This is a genomic window from Aureimonas pseudogalii, assembly GCF_014196835.1.
Classification (GTDB): domain Bacteria; phylum Pseudomonadota; class Alphaproteobacteria; order Rhizobiales; family Rhizobiaceae; genus Aureimonas; species Aureimonas pseudogalii.
On record NZ_JACIEK010000006.1, the window covers coordinates 17,281 to 32,050 of the forward strand.

At 67.2% G+C, this 14,770-nt stretch carries 16 protein-coding genes; 10 read left to right on the forward strand and 6 right to left on the reverse strand.

All coding sequences use genetic code 11. From position 1 onward, the window contains the following. The first annotated feature begins 2 nt into the window (after positions 1 to 2). From phnL to phnN, 8 genes are all read left to right on the forward strand, one after another. Complete coding sequence (gene phnL, locus GGR04_RS12230; protein WP_183200179.1) at positions 3 to 716, forward strand: phosphonate C-P lyase system protein PhnL; 714 nt, start codon at positions 3 to 5, stop codon at positions 714 to 716. After that, complete coding sequence (locus GGR04_RS12235; RefSeq protein ID WP_183200180.1) at positions 716 to 1,333, forward strand: DapH/DapD/GlmU-related protein; 618 nt, start codon at positions 716 to 718, stop codon at positions 1,331 to 1,333. The genes phnL and GGR04_RS12235 overlap by 1 nt, the downstream gene beginning before the upstream one ends. 91 nt (positions 1,334 to 1,424) lie before the next feature. Continuing rightward, entirely contained in the window at positions 1,425 to 2,273 is an 849-nt protein-coding gene (gene phnC / locus GGR04_RS12240; protein ID WP_183200181.1) for a phosphonate ABC transporter ATP-binding protein, read from the forward strand. Between the two features lie 27 nt (positions 2,274 to 2,300). Next, positions 2,301 to 3,299: a phosphonate ABC transporter substrate-binding protein gene (gene phnD / locus GGR04_RS12245; RefSeq protein WP_183200182.1), complete on the forward strand. Its 999-nt coding sequence runs from the start codon at positions 2,301 to 2,303 to the stop codon at positions 3,297 to 3,299. 94 nt (positions 3,300 to 3,393) lie between these two features. After that, complete coding sequence (phnE, locus tag GGR04_RS12250) at positions 3,394 to 4,218, forward strand: phosphonate ABC transporter, permease protein PhnE (protein WP_183200183.1); 825 nt, start codon at positions 3,394 to 3,396, stop codon at positions 4,216 to 4,218. 1 nt (position 4,219) lies between these two features. After that, a complete protein-coding gene (locus GGR04_RS12255; protein WP_183200184.1) occupies positions 4,220 to 4,909 on the forward strand; it encodes a DUF1045 domain-containing protein in 690 nt (229 codons plus the stop codon). Further along, positions 4,906 to 6,042 carry an alpha-D-ribose 1-methylphosphonate 5-triphosphate diphosphatase gene (locus GGR04_RS12260; RefSeq protein WP_183200185.1) on the forward strand — a complete coding sequence of 379 codons (1,137 nt, stop codon included), beginning with the start codon at positions 4,906 to 4,908 and terminating at the stop codon, positions 6,040 to 6,042. Before GGR04_RS12255 ends, GGR04_RS12260 begins: the two co-directional genes overlap by 4 nt. Beyond that, on the forward strand, positions 6,032 to 6,631 hold the full coding sequence (gene phnN / locus GGR04_RS12265) for a phosphonate metabolism protein/1,5-bisphosphokinase (PRPP-forming) PhnN (protein ID WP_312857446.1): 600 nt from the start codon (positions 6,032 to 6,034) through the stop codon (positions 6,629 to 6,631). Before GGR04_RS12260 ends, phnN begins: the two co-directional genes overlap by 11 nt. Before the next feature lie 5 nt (positions 6,632 to 6,636). On the opposite strand, the gene GGR04_RS12270 is transcribed toward phnN, so the two are convergent. After that, positions 6,637 to 7,617: an asparaginase gene (locus GGR04_RS12270; RefSeq protein ID WP_183200187.1), complete on the reverse strand. Its 981-nt coding sequence runs from the start codon at positions 7,615 to 7,617 to the stop codon at positions 6,637 to 6,639. 334 nt (positions 7,618 to 7,951) lie between these two features. Between GGR04_RS12270 and aroQ the strand changes: the two genes are divergently transcribed. After that, positions 7,952 to 8,383, forward strand: coding sequence for a type II 3-dehydroquinate dehydratase (gene aroQ / locus GGR04_RS12275; RefSeq protein WP_183200188.1), 432 nt, complete (start codon positions 7,952 to 7,954; stop codon positions 8,381 to 8,383). Between the two features lie 75 nt (positions 8,384 to 8,458). On the opposite strand, the gene dhaL is transcribed toward aroQ, so the two are convergent. Continuing rightward, positions 8,459 to 9,091: a dihydroxyacetone kinase subunit DhaL gene (gene dhaL, locus GGR04_RS12280; RefSeq protein ID WP_183200189.1), complete on the reverse strand. Its 633-nt coding sequence runs from the start codon at positions 9,089 to 9,091 to the stop codon at positions 8,459 to 8,461. Positions 9,092 to 9,202: 111 nt separating this feature from the next. After that, the gene (locus tag GGR04_RS12285; protein WP_183200190.1) at positions 9,203 to 9,976 is read right to left on the reverse strand and encodes a GolD/DthD family dehydrogenase; all 774 of its coding nucleotides are present in this window, start codon (positions 9,974 to 9,976) and stop codon (positions 9,203 to 9,205) included. A gap of 710 nt (positions 9,977 to 10,686) precedes the next feature. Between GGR04_RS12285 and mazG the strand changes: the two genes are divergently transcribed. Then, positions 10,687 to 11,568, forward strand: a complete 882-nt coding sequence (mazG, locus tag GGR04_RS12290) for a nucleoside triphosphate pyrophosphohydrolase (protein ID WP_183200367.1) — start codon at positions 10,687 to 10,689, stop codon at positions 11,566 to 11,568. Between the two features lie 4 nt (positions 11,569 to 11,572). On the opposite strand, the gene hflX is transcribed toward mazG, so the two are convergent. The 3 genes from hflX to trkA all read right to left on the reverse strand — a co-directional run bounded on the left by hflX (position 11,573) and on the right by trkA (position 14,765). Then, positions 11,573 to 12,913 carry a GTPase HflX gene (gene hflX, locus GGR04_RS12295; protein ID WP_183200368.1) on the reverse strand — a complete coding sequence of 447 codons (1,341 nt, stop codon included), beginning with the start codon at positions 12,911 to 12,913 and terminating at the stop codon, positions 11,573 to 11,575. Positions 12,914 to 12,952: 39 nt separating this feature from the next. Beyond that, positions 12,953 to 13,201 carry an RNA chaperone Hfq gene (gene hfq, locus GGR04_RS12300; RefSeq protein WP_183200191.1) on the reverse strand — a complete coding sequence of 83 codons (249 nt, stop codon included), beginning with the start codon at positions 13,199 to 13,201 and terminating at the stop codon, positions 12,953 to 12,955. A gap of 187 nt (positions 13,202 to 13,388) precedes the next feature. Beyond that, positions 13,389 to 14,765, reverse strand: a complete 1,377-nt coding sequence (trkA, locus tag GGR04_RS12305) for a Trk system potassium transporter TrkA (RefSeq protein ID WP_183200192.1) — start codon at positions 14,763 to 14,765, stop codon at positions 13,389 to 13,391. Positions 14,766 to 14,770: the final 5 nt, after the last annotated feature.

The window sequence follows — 14,770 nt, forward strand, 5'->3', positions numbered from 1 at the left end:
CCATGTCCCCGGTTCTCCTGTCAGTCTCCGGCGTCGCGAAATCCTTCCGCATGCATCTTCGCGGCGGCGTCGAGCTGCCGGTGGTGCAGGGCGTCGCCTTCGAGGTCGCCGCCGGCGAATGCGTGGTGCTCGGCGGCCCCTCCGGCGTCGGCAAGTCGTCGATCCTGCGCATGGTCTACGGCAATTACGGCATCGATCGCGGCATCATCCTCGTGCACGACCGCGACAGCGGCGCGATGCGCGATCTCGGCGCCGGCGATCCGCGTTTGGTGCTGGATCTCCGCCGTTCCAGCATCGCCTATGTCAGCCAGTTCCTGCGCGCCGTGCCTCGCGTCTCCGCGCTCGACGTGGTGGCCGAGCCGATGCTGGCCGCGGGGCTGGGGCGAGAGCCCGCCCGCGAGGCGGCGCGCGGCCTGCTGCGTCGGCTGAACCTGCCGGCGGCGCTCCACGATCTCCCGCCCGCCACCTTTTCGGGCGGCGAGAAGCAGCGCGTCAACATCGCGCGCGGCTTCGCCACCGGGCATCCGGTGCTGCTACTCGACGAACCCACGGCCTCGCTCGATGCCGAGAACCGCGAGGTCGTCGTGGCGATGATCGGCGAGAAGCTGGCTGCCGGCACCGCCATTCTCGGCATCTTCCACGATGACGTGGTGCGCGAGCGCGTCGCCACGCGCCTCGTCGATGTTTCGCACTTTTCCGCTCGGCAGGCCGCGTGATGACCAAGCTTCGCGAGCACGAGCCCCTGATCCACCCGAGCGCCGAAGTCACCGCGTCGTCGCTCGGCCGCTTCACCGAGGTCGAGGCCCGCTCGCGGCTCTCGGAAATGTCGCTCGGCGACTATTCCTACGTGCAGCAGGACTGCTCGATCTGGTCGTCCACGATCGGCAAGTTCGCCAACATCGCCTCGATGGTGCGCATCAACGCGCCCAACCATCCGACCTGGCGCGCGACGCTGCATCATTTCACTTACCGCGCCGGCGACTATTTCAAGGGCGCGGAGGACGAGACGGAGTTCTTCGCCTGGCGCCGCGCCCACTCGGTGACGGTCGGCCACGACGTGTGGATCGGCCACGGCGCGACGGTGCTGCCGGGCGTCACGGTCGGCAACGGCGCCGTGATCGGCGCGGGCGCGGTGGTCAGCCGCGACGTCGCGCCCTTCACGATCGTCGGCGGCGTGCCGGCTCGCCTCATCCGCGAGCGGTTCGACGTCGGGGTGGCCGGAGGCCTAGAGCGGATCGCATGGTGGGACTGGCCGCACGACCGGCTGTTCGAGGCGCTCGCCGACTTCCGGTCGCTCGACGCCGCCGCCTTCGTCGCCCGTCATGCGGCGTGACGTGCGCGCGTCATACAACCTTCATCCAGCGGTCACCCACCGAACATCCGCAATGGTTACAACGCGTTGTGACAGAGTTGAGGAGACCGCGATGACCGCGATTCAGGTGTCGAACCTCTCGAAGCGCTTCGGCCGTACGCAAGCTTTACGAGACGTTTCGCTGTCGATCGGCAAGGGCGAGATGGTCGCGCTGATCGGCGCTTCGGGCTCGGGCAAGAGCACGCTGATCCGCCATCTGGCGGGGCTGGAGATGGGCGACGGCGCGGCCAGCCGCATCGAACTCTTCGGCCGCGTCGCGCAGTCGGGCGGCCGGCTCGGACCTCAGGCGAAGGAGCTGCGCGGCCGCGTCTCGGTGATCTTCCAGCAGTTCAATCTCGTCGGCCGCATGTCGGTTCTGACCAACGTCCTGCTCGGTCATCTCGGCAAGATCTCGCGCTTTCGCGGCACGTTCGCCCTTTTCAACCGCACCGAGAAGGCCGCTGCGAGCGCGGCGCTGGAGCGCGTCGGCATCGCCAAGACGGCACGCCAGCGCGCGTCCACCCTGTCCGGCGGCCAGCAACAGCGCGCCGCCATCGCCCGAACGCTCGTGCAGCGGGCCGAGATCCTCATCGCCGACGAGCCGATCGCCTCGCTCGATCCGGCCTCCGCGCGGCGTGTGATGGACGTGCTCGCCGACGTGAACGCGCGCGACGGCATCACCGTCATCGTATCGCTGCATCAGGTCGAGTTCGCCCGCCAGTACTGCCCGCGCACGGTCGCGATGCGTGACGGCGCGGTGATCTGGGACGGCCCGTCCTCGGCCCTGACCAACGCCTTCCTCGGCGAGCTCTACGGCGCCAGCGCGGGCGAACTCGTCCTCGCCGATGGCGCCGTTCCGCAACCGGCGTCCGCAACGGCACCGGCGCATAGCCCCAAGCAGCCGGTTCTCGAACCGGCCTGATCTTCCAGCCAACATCCCGGAGACGACATGAACGCGATCCTGAAAAGCCTGGCGGCGATTTCGCTCGCCTCGACCCTTCTGGCCGGCACCGCGCAGGCGGCCGATCCCCTCAATTTCGGCATCATCTCGACGGAGTCGCAGCAGAACCTGCGCTCCCATTGGGAGCCGTTCCTAGCCGACATGGAGAAGCAGACCGGCCTCGAGGTGAAGCCGTTCTTCGCGTCCGACTATGCCGGCGTCATCGAAGGCATGCGCTTCGGCAAGGTGCAGATGGGTTGGTTCGGCAACAAGTCGGCGATGGAGGCCGTCGATCGCGCCAAGGGCGAGATCTTCGCGCAGACTGTGCCGGAGAGCGGCGAAGCCGGCTATTATTCGGTGATCCTCGCGCCTAAGTCCTCGTCGATCAATTCGCTCGACGATCTCCTGACGTGCGACCACTCGCTGAACTTCGGCCTCGGCGACGTGAACTCGACCTCGGGCTACCTCGTGCCGATGACCTTCGTCTTTTCGGCCAAAGGCATCGACCCGAAGACCTGCTTCAAGAACGTGACGAACGCCAATCACGAGACCAACGCGATGGGCGTCGCCAACGGCCAGCTCGACGCCGCCGCCAACAACACCGAGAACATGGCGCTGATCGAGAAGAATCAGCCGGCCGCGTTCGAGAAGCTGAAGATCGTCTGGAAGTCGCCGCTCATCCCGTCCGACCCGATCGTCTGGTCGGCGGACCTGCCGGCCGAGACCAAGGAGAAGGTGAAGACGTTCTTCCTCACCTATGGCACGCCGCAGTCGAAGGGCGACGTGGCGGAGGAGACCAAGGTTCTCGCCGGCCTGCAGTGGGCGCCCTTCCGCGCCTCCACCGACGACCAACTGCTGCCGATCCGCGTGATGGAGACGTCGAAGTCGATCGCGCAGACGCAGAGCGATACGAAGCTCTCGGTCGAGGAGAAGGCTGCCAAGCTGAAGGATCTCCAGGCGAAGAAGGCGGCCTACGAGACCAAGCTCGCCGCGACGCCGCAGGGCTGACGCGACCGGTGCAAGACCCGGCAGCGCCGATCCTTCCGGGTCCGGCGCTGCCAAACCCTCGAGATCAGCCGCCACGACGGACGGACCGCCAGCCATGAGCCAAGCCACGAGCGTAGCGCAGGACGAGCGCAGACGAGATGCCGCACAGGGACGCAGCGAGGCCTCCGGCCGCGCCGCGACCTGGGCGACCTGGCTCGGCCTCGGCGCCGCCCTCGTCTGGGCGTGGGGCCCGGCCGAAATGGGGCGCTGGACCTACCTCTTCACCGATTCCGGCAACATGGCCGAATACGCGAAGGGCTTCCTCCGGCCCGACTTCGCGGACTGGCGCTTCTACGCCGAGGAGATGATCGTCACCATCCAGATCGCCATCTGGGGCACCGCGCTCGCGGTGGTCCTGTCGATCCCGTTCGGCATCCTCTGCTCGCACAACATGGTGCCTTGGTGGGTGCTGCAGCCGGTGCGCCGCCTGATGGATCTCTGCCGCGCCATCCACGAGGTGGTGTTCGCCGTGCTCTTCGTGGTGGCCGTGGGTCTCGGGCCCTTCGCCGGCGTCATGGCGCTCTTCGTCCACACCACCGGCGTTCTCGCCAAGCTCTTTTCCGAGGCTGTCGAAGCGATCGATCCGCGTCCCGTCGAGGCCATTCGCACCACGGGTGCCTCGCGTCTGCAGCAGATCATCTATGGCGTGATCCCGCAGGTGCTGCCGCTCTGGATCTCCTATTCGCTCTATCGCCTCGAATCGAACGTGCGCGCCGCGACCGTGCTCGGCCTCATCGGCGCCGGTGGCATCGGTCAGGTGCTGTTCGAGACGATCCGCGGCTTCTACTATCCGCAGGCCGCCGCGATTCTCCTGATCGTCGCGCTCACCGTGACCCTGATGGACCTCCTGTCCCAGCAGTTGCGCCGCCGGGTGATCTAGCATGCGCTATGCCGTCTACTACACGCCGCCTTCGGGCACTGCCCTCGCCCTCGCCGCCGCTGACTGGCTCGGTCGCGACGCTTTCGGGGAACGTGTCCCCCGCGCCCCGGATGCCCGCCACGGCGCGATCGTCGCCGAGCCGGCGCGCTACGGGTTTCATGCCACGCTGAAGGCGCCGTTCCGATTGGCAGAAGGGCAAACGGCGGAGGCTCTCGACCACGCGCTCGCGACGTTCTGCGCCGTCCGTTCCGGCCCCCGCATCGGTTCGCTGGCGCTCGCGCGGCTCGGTTCGTTCTTCGCTTTCGTACCCGAGACGCCGGACGCCGGCATCGCCGCGCTCGAAGCCGATGCGGTCGAGCGCTTCGAGCCGTTTCGCGCGCCGCTCACCGAGGCGGAAACCGCGCGTCGCCGCCCGGATCGGCTAAACGGCCGCCAGCGCGACCATCTCGCGCAGTGGGGCTATCCTCATGTTCTCGACCAATTCCGGTTCCACATGACGTTGACCGGCCCGTGCGACGACACGAACGGTTCGATCGAAGCCGAACTCACCGCACGGTTTGCCGGCTTCCTCGGTCGTGCTTACGTGCTCGAAGGGCTCGCGCTTTTCGTCCAACCCGATCCGGATGCGCCCTTCCGCTTCCACCGCTATCATTCCTTCGCGGCCGAAGCCGCTTCAGAGCCCGCGACATGACAGAACAGATCTTCCGCAACGCCTCGATCGTCCTCGACCGTGAGGTCGTTCGAGGCTCGCTGGTGGTGCGCGACGGGCGGATCGCCGCAATGGACGACGGCATGTCGAGCCTCGGCGTGGATCTCGACGGCGACGTCCTGATTCCCGGGCTTGTCGAGTTGCACACCGACCACCTCGAAGGCCACTACCTACCTCGGCCGAAGGTTCGCTGGAACATGATGGCGGCCCTGCAGGCGCATGACGCGCAGGTCGCGGCCTCCGGCATCACCACGGTGTTCGACGCGCTGCGCGTTGGCATGGACGAGGACGCGCATCTCGACTCGTCCGACATGCGCGCCATGGCCGACACGATCGAGGCGGCCTCGGTGGGCGGACGGCTGCGCGCCGAACACTTCATCCATCTGCGCTGCGAGGTTTCCGCGCCCGACGTTCTCGACGCGTTCGAGGCGATCGCCGGCGGTTCACGCATCCGGCTGGCTTCGCTCATGGACCACGCGCCCGGTCAGCGTCAGTTCGTCGATCTCGACACCTATCGCTCCTACTACCAGCGCAAGATGAAGATGACGGACGTCGAGTTCGAAGCCTTCTGCCGGCGCCGCATTGGCGAGTCGCAGGCGCATTCCGAACCCAACCGCCGGGCCATCGCCGCTCGCTGCCATGCCGACGGCATCGCCGTCGCCTCGCACGACGACGCCACCGCAGATCATGTGCGCGAGGGGCTGGAGATCGGCATCTCGCTCGCCGAGTTCCCGACCACGATCGAGGCCGCGCGCCTCTCGCACGAAGCCGGCCTCAAGGTTCTGATGGGCGCGCCCAACATCGTGCGAGGCGGGTCGCATTCGGGAAACGTCTCGGCGGCGGAGCTTCTGGCGAGCGGGACGCTCGACATCCTCTCTTCCGACTACGTGCCGTTCAGCCTCGTCCAGTCGGCGTTCCATCTGGCCGATGGCGGCGCGATCGATCTCCCCGGCGCCATCCGCCTCGTCTCCACAAATCCGGCCGAAGCGGCGGGCCTGCACGATCGCGGTCGGATCGAGATCGGCCGTCGCGCCGATCTCGTGCGCGTGCGCAAGGAGCCGGACCAGCCGCCCCTGGTGCTCGGCGTATGGCGGGAGGGTGCCCGTGTCTGCTGATCCCCGAGGGGGCGATGGAGCCGGGCGGCTCGTCGCCGTGGTCGGGCCGAGCGGCGCCGGTAAGGACACGCTGATCGCCGCCGCCGCCCGGCACTTCGCGGGGGATCTCGATGTTCGCTTCGCACGGCGCATCGTCACGAGGCCCGCCGACCGCACTGCCGAAGATCATGACACTCTCGACGAAGCCGGCTTCGAAAACGCCGATCGGAGCGGCGCCTTCTGCCTGACATGGATCGCACACGGATTGCGCTATGGTCTGCCGTGTTCGGTAGAAACCGAGATGGACGAAGGACACGTCGTCGTCGCCAACCTTTCGCGGCGGGCCCTGCCCATGGCCTTGGCCCGGTTTCGAAGGGTCGACATCGTCGAGGTGACGGCGCGCCCCGACATCCTTCTCCAGCGCATTCTCGCCCGCGGCCGCGAGAGCGCGGAGGTGGCGGCGACGCGGCTGGCGCGTCAGGTGCCCCTCGACTATCCCGCCAGCCTTCGGATCGACAACTCCGGCGACCTCGACGCCGCCATGTCGCATTTCGCCGCCTTCATCGAACGGGTCCGCGCGGATGGCCGGCGGGCTTCGGCGAACGGCTGACGCGATCAGCCGCCGAAGAATGCGAACTCCTCGCGCAGGCGCGCCATGTCGGCGCCCTCGCCAAGCAGCACGGCGGCCAGCAGCCGTGCCTTGATGCCCGCGAGGTCGCCCGCGAAAATGGCGCCCGCGCGCTCTGCATCCCTCCCACCACCGTTTCCGTAGACCGGCTTGGTGCGCCCTTCCGGACAGCGCGAGCAGATAATGACGGGAATGCCCGCCGCCACGATCTCGCCGATCGCCTGCGTGATCGCCGGCGTCGGGTTGCCGCGGCCGAAGCCCTCGACGACGATCGCCTTGGCGCCGGCGCTCGCGACGTGGCGGATCAGACGATCCGAGACGCCCATCGTCAGCTTCAGAAGCTCGACCTCCGTTTCGATGCGCGCGGGCGCATAGCCGCGTCGCAGAAGCGGGCGTCGATGGACGGAGACGACCGACCCGTCGACCTCGCCGAGCTTGCCGTGCTCGCCCGAGCGGAACGTGTCGGTGCGCGACGTGTGCGTCTTGGTCACGTCGCGCGCTGCGTGGATATCCTCCTCGAAGCAGATCACGGCGCCGAGCCCATGCGCCTGCTGCGACGCAGCCAGACGTACGGCATTCGCGATGTTGCGAGGGCCGTCGGTGTCCGGCGCGTCCGCCGACCGCTGGGCGCCGGTGAACACGACGGGTTTGTCCGAGCGCACGAGGAGATCGGCGAGAAACGCGCTCTCCTCCATCGTATCCGTTCCATGGGTGACCACGACGCCGTCGCAGTCGGCGCGACCCAGATGCTCGTTGATGCGCCGGGTCAGCGCGAAGGCGAGCGGCAGGTCGATCGCGGAGGAACCGACCTTGCAGAAATCGTCGACCTCCAGCGCGATGCCGTCGAGCGGATCGTGCAGCGTCGCCCGGAGGTCGGCACCCGACATCCCCGCGACGACATCGCCGCTCGCGCCTGCGGGCCGCGAGGCGATGGTGCCGCCGGTGGTGATGAGCTGGATCGTGGTCATGCGAAAGAATCCTGCGAGGAACGGGAGCGTACGGCTCGTTGCCGACCGGATCGGCGCGTCGGAGATGGGGCCCAAGATGCGTCGGCCGCAGCGCGACCGCAACGATCTTCATGGGTGCAATGAACTGGTGTCGCCAGGAGTTTAAATGATTCAGCGGCGTCTGCGCCGCCGCTTCATCGAGTGGATCGACGCCTATAGACGGCGGCCTCTCAGTTCCCTGCCTTTCAGGCCCTTTTTCGTGGGCGCACCGTGAGCGAGCAGGTAAAGAGCGTCAGAGCGTCGGCGAGAGCACGCCGGGCGCCTCACTCCTTCAACGACCTCCCGGGATGCCCGCATGGCCTTTGCGAAGATCGTGGTCCTCAACGGACCGAACCTCAATCTCCTGGGTTCGCGCGAGCCCGGCGTCTACGGCTCCAAGTCGCTCGCCGACATTGAGGTGGACCTGCGGAATCGTGCGGGCGGACGGGTCGAGCTGGAGTTTCGCCAGTCGAACCACGAGGGCGATCTCGTGACCTACGTGCAGGAGGCGGGACTCGCCGGCAGCGGCGTCATCCTCAATGCCGGCGCCTATACGCACACCTCCATCGCCATTGCAGACGCGATCAAGGCCTCGAAGGCGGTGGTCGTAGAGGTTCACCTCTCGAACGTCCACGCCCGCGAATCCTTCCGCCACCATTCCTACCTGTCGCCGGTGTGCAAGGGCGTCATCGCGGGCTTCGGCGACAACTCCTACCATCTGGCGCTGGAGGCCCTGCTGACGGGCTAGCGCCGCAGCGTCGTGCCGAGTTCACGGACCAGCACGTCGGCGGACCCTTACCGCGATAGGCTTCGACGCTGTGGATCAGGGCGAGAGCCGAGCCTTCGCGCCCTCTGCGAGAACCGTTAGAATCATCGCGCAGAAGGTGGCGCCGGCGTCGAGCACGCCACGCGAACGCTCGCCAAGCCGACCTGCGCGGCCGCTGCAGGCGACGAGATCGATCGTCGAGTCGCGCCCGACCTCGGCCGCCGCGGTCAGCGCATCCAGCGCTTCTGCGAAGGAGCGGCCCTCGGCCAGGGCCGAGTCGAAGGCCTCCACCGTAGGCGCGAGCGTATCGACCAGCGTCTTGTCGCCGATCTCCGCCGAACCAATCGACTGGACCCCCTCCAGCCCCCTGTGCGGCATCGTGGAAAAGGCGGCGGGATCGATCATGTCGCGCCCTTCGATCGCCTCGGCGAACTCGGTGACCATCATGCCGTAGAGCGGCCCCATCGAGCCGCCGATCTCGCCCATCAGCACCTTGCCAAGGGTCGTCATCGCGGCGTCGAACGTGGTGTCCGCCTCGCACAGGCGCTCGGCCGCCATGCCGAAGCCCTTGGCCATGTTCACGCCATGGTCGCCGTCGCCGATCTCCGACATGCAGGCCTTGTTCTCGACGATGCGCGCCGCCATCGCGAGAACGATCTCGCCGCCGCCGGCACTAAGAAAGGTCTGCATGGATCATGTCCTCGATCGGAGGTGTCGGCGCAGCGCGGGCGACGCGGCGTCCGCGTCGAGCAGCGATTTCAGTGAAACGCTGTATGGGAGACGGCCCGTTCTTCGGAAAGGTCAGAGGATCGTGTAGCCTCCATCGACCAGAAGGTCGGCGCCGTTGATCATGTCGGCGCCGCCAGAGGCAAGAAACACCGCGGCGGCGGCGATCTCGCCGGGATAGGCGAACCGCCCCACGGGAATGCGCGCCTTCGCCGCCTCGCCCTTCGCGCCGCCCCAGGCCGCTTTGCCGAGTTCCGTCAGGACGATCGTCGGCGAGATCGTGTTGACGGTGATGCCGTGCCGGCCCCATTCGGCGGCGAGCGTCTTCGACAGGCCGATGACGCCGAACTTCGAGGCGCAATAGGCGGCGTGCTCCTCAATGGCGACCGTGCCGGCCTGCGAGGCGAGGTTGACGATCTTGCCCCCCTTGCCGCGCGCGATCATCGCCCGGCCGGCGGCCTGCGAGACGAGGAAGGTGCCTTTCAGGTTGACGGCGATCGTCCGGTCCCAGGCGTCGAGCGTCAACTCGTCCGCCGGCGCCAGTGCGACGATGCCGGCGCTGTTGACGGCGATGTCGAGCCCGCCGAGTGCCTCGACCACGGCCGCGAGCGCGGCCTCGACGGAAGCGGGATCGGCGACGTCGCAACGAAGCGCGATGGCGCCGCCGCCGATCCGTCGCGCGGTGGCCTCGGCGGCTTCGGCCTGAATGTCGAGCACGGCGACGCGCGCGCCCTTCTCGGCATAGGCGGTGGCGATGGCGGTCCCGATACCCGAGCCTGACCCGGTGACGAGGGCCGACTTGCCGGCCAGCGAGAACGAGAGGTCGATGGAAGACGGTGCGTCGGTCATGGCAACCTTTCGGAAGCGGGTCGGAGTGGGAGCGGATAATCGCGAAGGCTTACGGAAACGGGACGAAGGCTCTCCCGCCATCGCACGACGCCGAGCCGAAGCGGCTTCGGCGGAGGGAACCTCCGGACGGACACGACCCGCCCATACGCTGCGCGCGAGGCCCGGTTTGGCTTCCGACTAATCTGACGGGGAAGCGACCTCGCGGATCGCGATGGCTGCAGGAAAGGGCTTCGGGCATGCAGGAACTCGGCGTCGGTCCGCGGCCGCGCGACGGGGGAGCGCTGTCGAACCAAACGCGGTTTCTATCGAAGGGGATGGACGACCGGCGGGGGGCGCACCGGCCGGCATCAAATGAAACCGACCTGCGACCTCGGCATGCTCGAGCCGCGTGGTATCTCCACGCGGCGCGCGCAGGCAGTCCTCCCGGGGGCGCGAGGTCGGCATCGTCGTTTCCTCCCGAGAAAGACCCGGACCTTCCGTCCCTTTGGCTTCCTGTTCGCGCCGTGCTCGACCGGCGTCCTTCGCGAGAGCTTCGAGCGCGGTCGAACGAATGTCAACGCTGCGGGAACGCCAGCATGCGACACCGGCAAGCGCCCGTGGTCGGTCGTCCCGTCCCCTCTGCCAGCAAGCCTCGAGCACACGCGCGATTGACCACCGGGGCATGGGGCTGGCACAGGTCGCAGATGACCATCAGCAGCGAGCGCGCGATCATGCAACCCTCTCGGGACGTCCGGCGATTGGTGGAGATCATGCGGGCGCTGCGCGATCCCGAGACGGGATGCCCGTGGGACGTCGCGCAGAGCTTCGACACGATCGTGCCCTACACGATCGAGGAGACCTACGAGGTCGTCGATGCCATCGAGCGGCGCGACCCGGAGGATCTGCGCGAGGAACTCGGCGATCTGCTGCTGCAGGTCGTCTACTTCGCGCAACTGGCTGCCGAGGAAGCGCTGTTCGACTTCGAGGACGTCGTGGAGACGGTGACGCGCAAGATGATCCGCCGGCATCCGCACGTGTTCGGCGACGAGACCGCGCGCACCGCCCGTTCGGCCAAGGGCCAGTGGGAGCGCATCAAGGCCGAGGAAAAGTGCGAGCGTCTAGAATTGCGGCAGCGCCGGCAGGCCGCATTGGAGACTGGCGTGTCGCTGCCGGGCGACTGGACTTCGACCATGGACGCAAGTTCGCACGACGGCCTGCTCGACGCCGTGCCCGGCGCGTTCCCCTCGCTGCTGTTGGCGCGCAAGGTTCAGGAGAAAGCGGCCACCGTCGGCTTCGACTGGACCGAACTTGCGCCGATCGTCGCCAAGCTCCGCGAGGAGACCGACGAGTTCGAAGCCGCAGCCGCTTTGGGAGACCGCGACGCGCAGGAGGACGAACTCGGCGACATTCTCTTCACGGCGGTCAATCTCGCCCGGCGTGCCGAGATCGATCCCGAAAAGGCGTTGCGCCGCACCGTCGCGAAGTTCCGCGGTCGATTCGCCGCCATGGAGGCGGCGGCCAAACGCGCGTCGTGTGAACTCAAGGATCTGTCGCTCGACGAGCAGGAAGCGCTTTGGGTGTCCGCCAAAGGCACCGCCGGCCCGCCGATCTAAACGCTCAATCCATCCGCACGTTGGGATAACGCGCGCCCATGCGCTGCAGGTCGGTGCGGGCCTGCTGGGTGACGTCGAGCACCAGATGCACGCCCCCGTCCTCAAGATCCTCGCGCTCGCGCACGATCGAGTTCTCGTAGAGCCAGGGCAGAAGCTGCATGCTGTCCGAGGGGATGTCGAGTTCCACCTGATCGGCGCGACCGGCGATGCGCCGCTCGATGTCGGCCAGCAGGGGTTCGAGCCCCTCACCGGTCAGCGCCGAGACCATGTGCACGGTTCGCCCGCCCGGCTGCGAGGCAGCCGACGCCTCCAGATGAGCGCGTCCGGTCTCGTCCAGCCGGTCGATCTTGTTCCAGATCTCGACCACGTGCTCGGCATCGCCGGTGTCGATCTCGAGATCGGCCAGGATCTTCTCGACGTCGGCTGCCTGTGCCCGCGCGTCGGGGTCCGACATGTCGCGCACATGCAGCACGATCTCGGCCTCCATCACCTCTTCGAGCGTGGCACGAAACGCCGCCACGAGATGTGTCGGCAGGTCGGAAATAAAACCCACCGTGTCGGAGAAGATCACCTCGGTGCCGTGCGAGAGCGCGATCCGCCGCAAGGTCGGGTCGAGCGTCGCAAAGAGCAGATCCTTGGCCAGCACGTCGGCACCGGTGATCTTGTTGAACAGCGTCGACTTGCCGGCATTGGTATAGCCGACGAGGGCGATCACCGGATGCGGGGCCTTCTTCCGCTTGGCTCGGTGCAGCGTGCGAGTGCGACGCACCTGCTCCAGTTCCTTCTCCAGCTTCTTGATCTTGTCCTGAAGCTGGCGACGATCCGACTCGATCTGCGTCTCGCCGGGACCGCCGAGGAAGCCGGCGCCACCGCGCTGGCGCTCCAGATGGGTCCACGAGCGGACCAGACGGCCGCGTTGGTAGTTGAGATGGGCCAGTTCGACCTGCAGCCGGCCTTCCTTCGTGCGGGCACGCCGACCGAAGATCTCGAGGATCAATCCGGTGCGATCGAGCACCTTGGTGTTGAGTTCCTTCTCGAGATTGCGCTGCTGCACCGGCGTCAGCGGATGATCGACGATGACGAGGCCGATCTTCTGCTCCTCGACGAGCGCCTTCATCTCCTCGACCTTGCCCGAGCCGAAGAGCGTCGCTGGCTGCGCCTTCGATACCGTGATGACGGCGCGCGCGACGATGTCGAGATCGATCGCCGCGGCGAGGCCCTCGGCCTCGATCAGGCGATCTTCGTCGGAGCGCTTCACGCCCTCCGCGACCTCCGCCGCGCTGTTGCGCTGCCGGAGAACGGGAACGAAGACCCCCGCCCTCGTTACCGCTTGACTGTGTTCGATCGGGCCTCTCGGCGCGCTGTCGCTATCGTGGTCGGTCAATCAGTCTTTCCCGGGCTCGTCCCCGCCTTCGTTCATGTTGACGGGCTGCGACGGCATGATCGTGGATATGGCGTGTTTGTAGACGAGTTGCGAGTGCCCGTCGCGGCGCAGCAGGACGCAAAAATTGTCGAACGACGTGACGACGCCGGTCAGCTTGACGCCGTTGACGAGAAAGATCGTCAGCGAGATCTTCTGCTTGCGGACGGTGTTGAGGAAGAGATCCTGGAGATTCTGGGCGCGCTCGGCCATGCGGGACGTTCCGATCTTGTTCTTGGCTTGCCCCGTCGATGACCGGCGGGATCCTGCTTGTTTCTTCTCGCGAGGCGATACCGCCCCGCGACCGTCGAACGATCTCCTCGATTCTCGCGAGGCGATGCATCCGTCGTCGTATATCTCGACCACGTCCCGCCCGGGCTTTCAAGCGAGGCGACCGCGCTCAGAAGAATTCGAGCCGCACCCGGAAGAACTGCTCGACCTGCCGCACCGATCCCGACAGCATGAAGATGACGACGCGGTCCTTTGGGCGTATGCGCGTCTGTGCGTTCGGACGCATGAAGACGCCGTTTCGCGAGACGGCGCCGATCCGCATGCCGTCGGGCAGGTTGAGGTCCTTCAGCGGCTGGCCGACCAGCGGCGAGGTTTCCAGCGCCTCGATTTCGATGACCTCGGCCAGCCCATTCTGCACCGAATGGACGGCCCGGATGCGGCCGCGGCGAACGTGCTGGAGAATGCGCGAGATGGTCACCGACTTCGGGCTGATCACCGCGTCGATGCCGACGCTCTTAGCCAGCGCCTGGAACGGGCGCCCGTTGAGCAGCGCCATGTTCGACTTGGCGCCCAGGCGCTTCGCCATGGCGCTCGACAGGATGTTGACCTGATCGTCGTTGGTGAGGCTGACGAGAAGGTCGGCGTCGCCGATTTCCGCTTCTTCGAGAATGGCGGGGTCGAGCGCGCTGCCGTGCAGCACGATGGTCTTCTTTAACTCGTCCGCGACATGCAACGCGCGGGCGCGATCGGCTTCGATGATTCGGAGCTTCGACGCGAGGCGCTGCTTCTCCATCGCCCGCGCCACCGCGACCCCGACATTGCCGCCGCCGGCGATGACGATGCGGCCGACGTCGGGCTCCTCGTGGCCGAACAGCGTCAGGGTGCGCCGGACGCGGATCTGCTCCACCACCACATAGGCGAGATCGTCGGCGTAGAGTTGATCGACCGAGTTGGGAATGAAGATCGCATCGTCCCGCATGATACCGACGACGGTGGCGCCGAGATCGGGAAACAGTTCCGACAGTTGGCCGAGCGGCGTCGCCAAGATCGGACAATCCTCCCGGCATTCGATCGCCAGCAGCGTGATCGCCTCGTCGGAAAAGCGCACGGTGTCGAGCGCACCCGGCAGGGCGATCCGGCGCAGCACCATCTGCGCGACCTCGAGTTCCGGCGAAATCACGACGTCGATCGGCAGGCTATCGCTTGAGAAGAGCGATTCGTGGCGGGTGTCGAGATAGGCCTGCGACCTGATGCGAGCGATCTTGGTCGGCACGTTGAAGAGCGAGTGCGCGACCTGGCAGGCCACCATGTTGACCTCGTCGTGCAGCGTCACGGCGATCAGCATGTCGGCTTCCGCCGCGCCCGCCTCGGTCAGCACCTCGGGAAAGGCGCCGTGGCCGACGATGCCGCGCGCGTCGATGGTCTCACGGATGCGCGCGATCAGCGTCGGCGACGTGTCGATCACCGTCACGTCGTTGCCCTCGGCGGCGAGGCTTTCGGCGATGCCGTAGCCCACCTGCCCCGCGCCGCAGATCACGATCTTCACGGTTG

Bases quoted from the DNA above. Each gene is read 5' to 3' on its own strand.
- mazG (WP_183200367.1), top strand. From the start codon at position 10,687: ATGCAACCCTCTCGGGACGTCCGGCGATTGGTGGAGATCATGCGGGCG.
- GGR04_RS12235 (WP_183200180.1), top strand. From the start codon at position 716: ATGACCAAGCTTCGCGAGCACGAGCCCCTGATCCACCCGAGCGCCGAA.
- hfq (WP_183200191.1), bottom strand. From the start codon at position 13,201: ATGGCCGAGCGCGCCCAGAATCTCCAGGATCTCTTCCTCAACACCGTC.
- GGR04_RS12260 (WP_183200185.1), top strand. From the start codon at position 4,906: ATGACAGAACAGATCTTCCGCAACGCCTCGATCGTCCTCGACCGTGAG.
- GGR04_RS12285 (WP_183200190.1), bottom strand. From the start codon at position 9,976: ATGACCGACGCACCGTCTTCCATCGACCTCTCGTTCTCGCTGGCCGGC.
- phnD (WP_183200182.1), top strand. From the start codon at position 2,301: ATGAACGCGATCCTGAAAAGCCTGGCGGCGATTTCGCTCGCCTCGACC.
- dhaL (WP_183200189.1), bottom strand. From the start codon at position 9,091: ATGCAGACCTTTCTTAGTGCCGGCGGCGGCGAGATCGTTCTCGCGATG.
- phnE (WP_183200183.1), top strand. From the start codon at position 3,394: ATGAGCCAAGCCACGAGCGTAGCGCAGGACGAGCGCAGACGAGATGCC.
- GGR04_RS12255 (WP_183200184.1), top strand. From the start codon at position 4,220: ATGCGCTATGCCGTCTACTACACGCCGCCTTCGGGCACTGCCCTCGCC.
- aroQ (WP_183200188.1), top strand. From the start codon at position 7,952: ATGGCCTTTGCGAAGATCGTGGTCCTCAACGGACCGAACCTCAATCTC.
- phnL (WP_183200179.1), top strand. From the start codon at position 3: ATGTCCCCGGTTCTCCTGTCAGTCTCCGGCGTCGCGAAATCCTTCCGC.
- phnC (WP_183200181.1), top strand. From the start codon at position 1,425: ATGACCGCGATTCAGGTGTCGAACCTCTCGAAGCGCTTCGGCCGTACG.
- GGR04_RS12270 (WP_183200187.1), bottom strand. From the start codon at position 7,617: ATGACCACGATCCAGCTCATCACCACCGGCGGCACCATCGCCTCGCGG.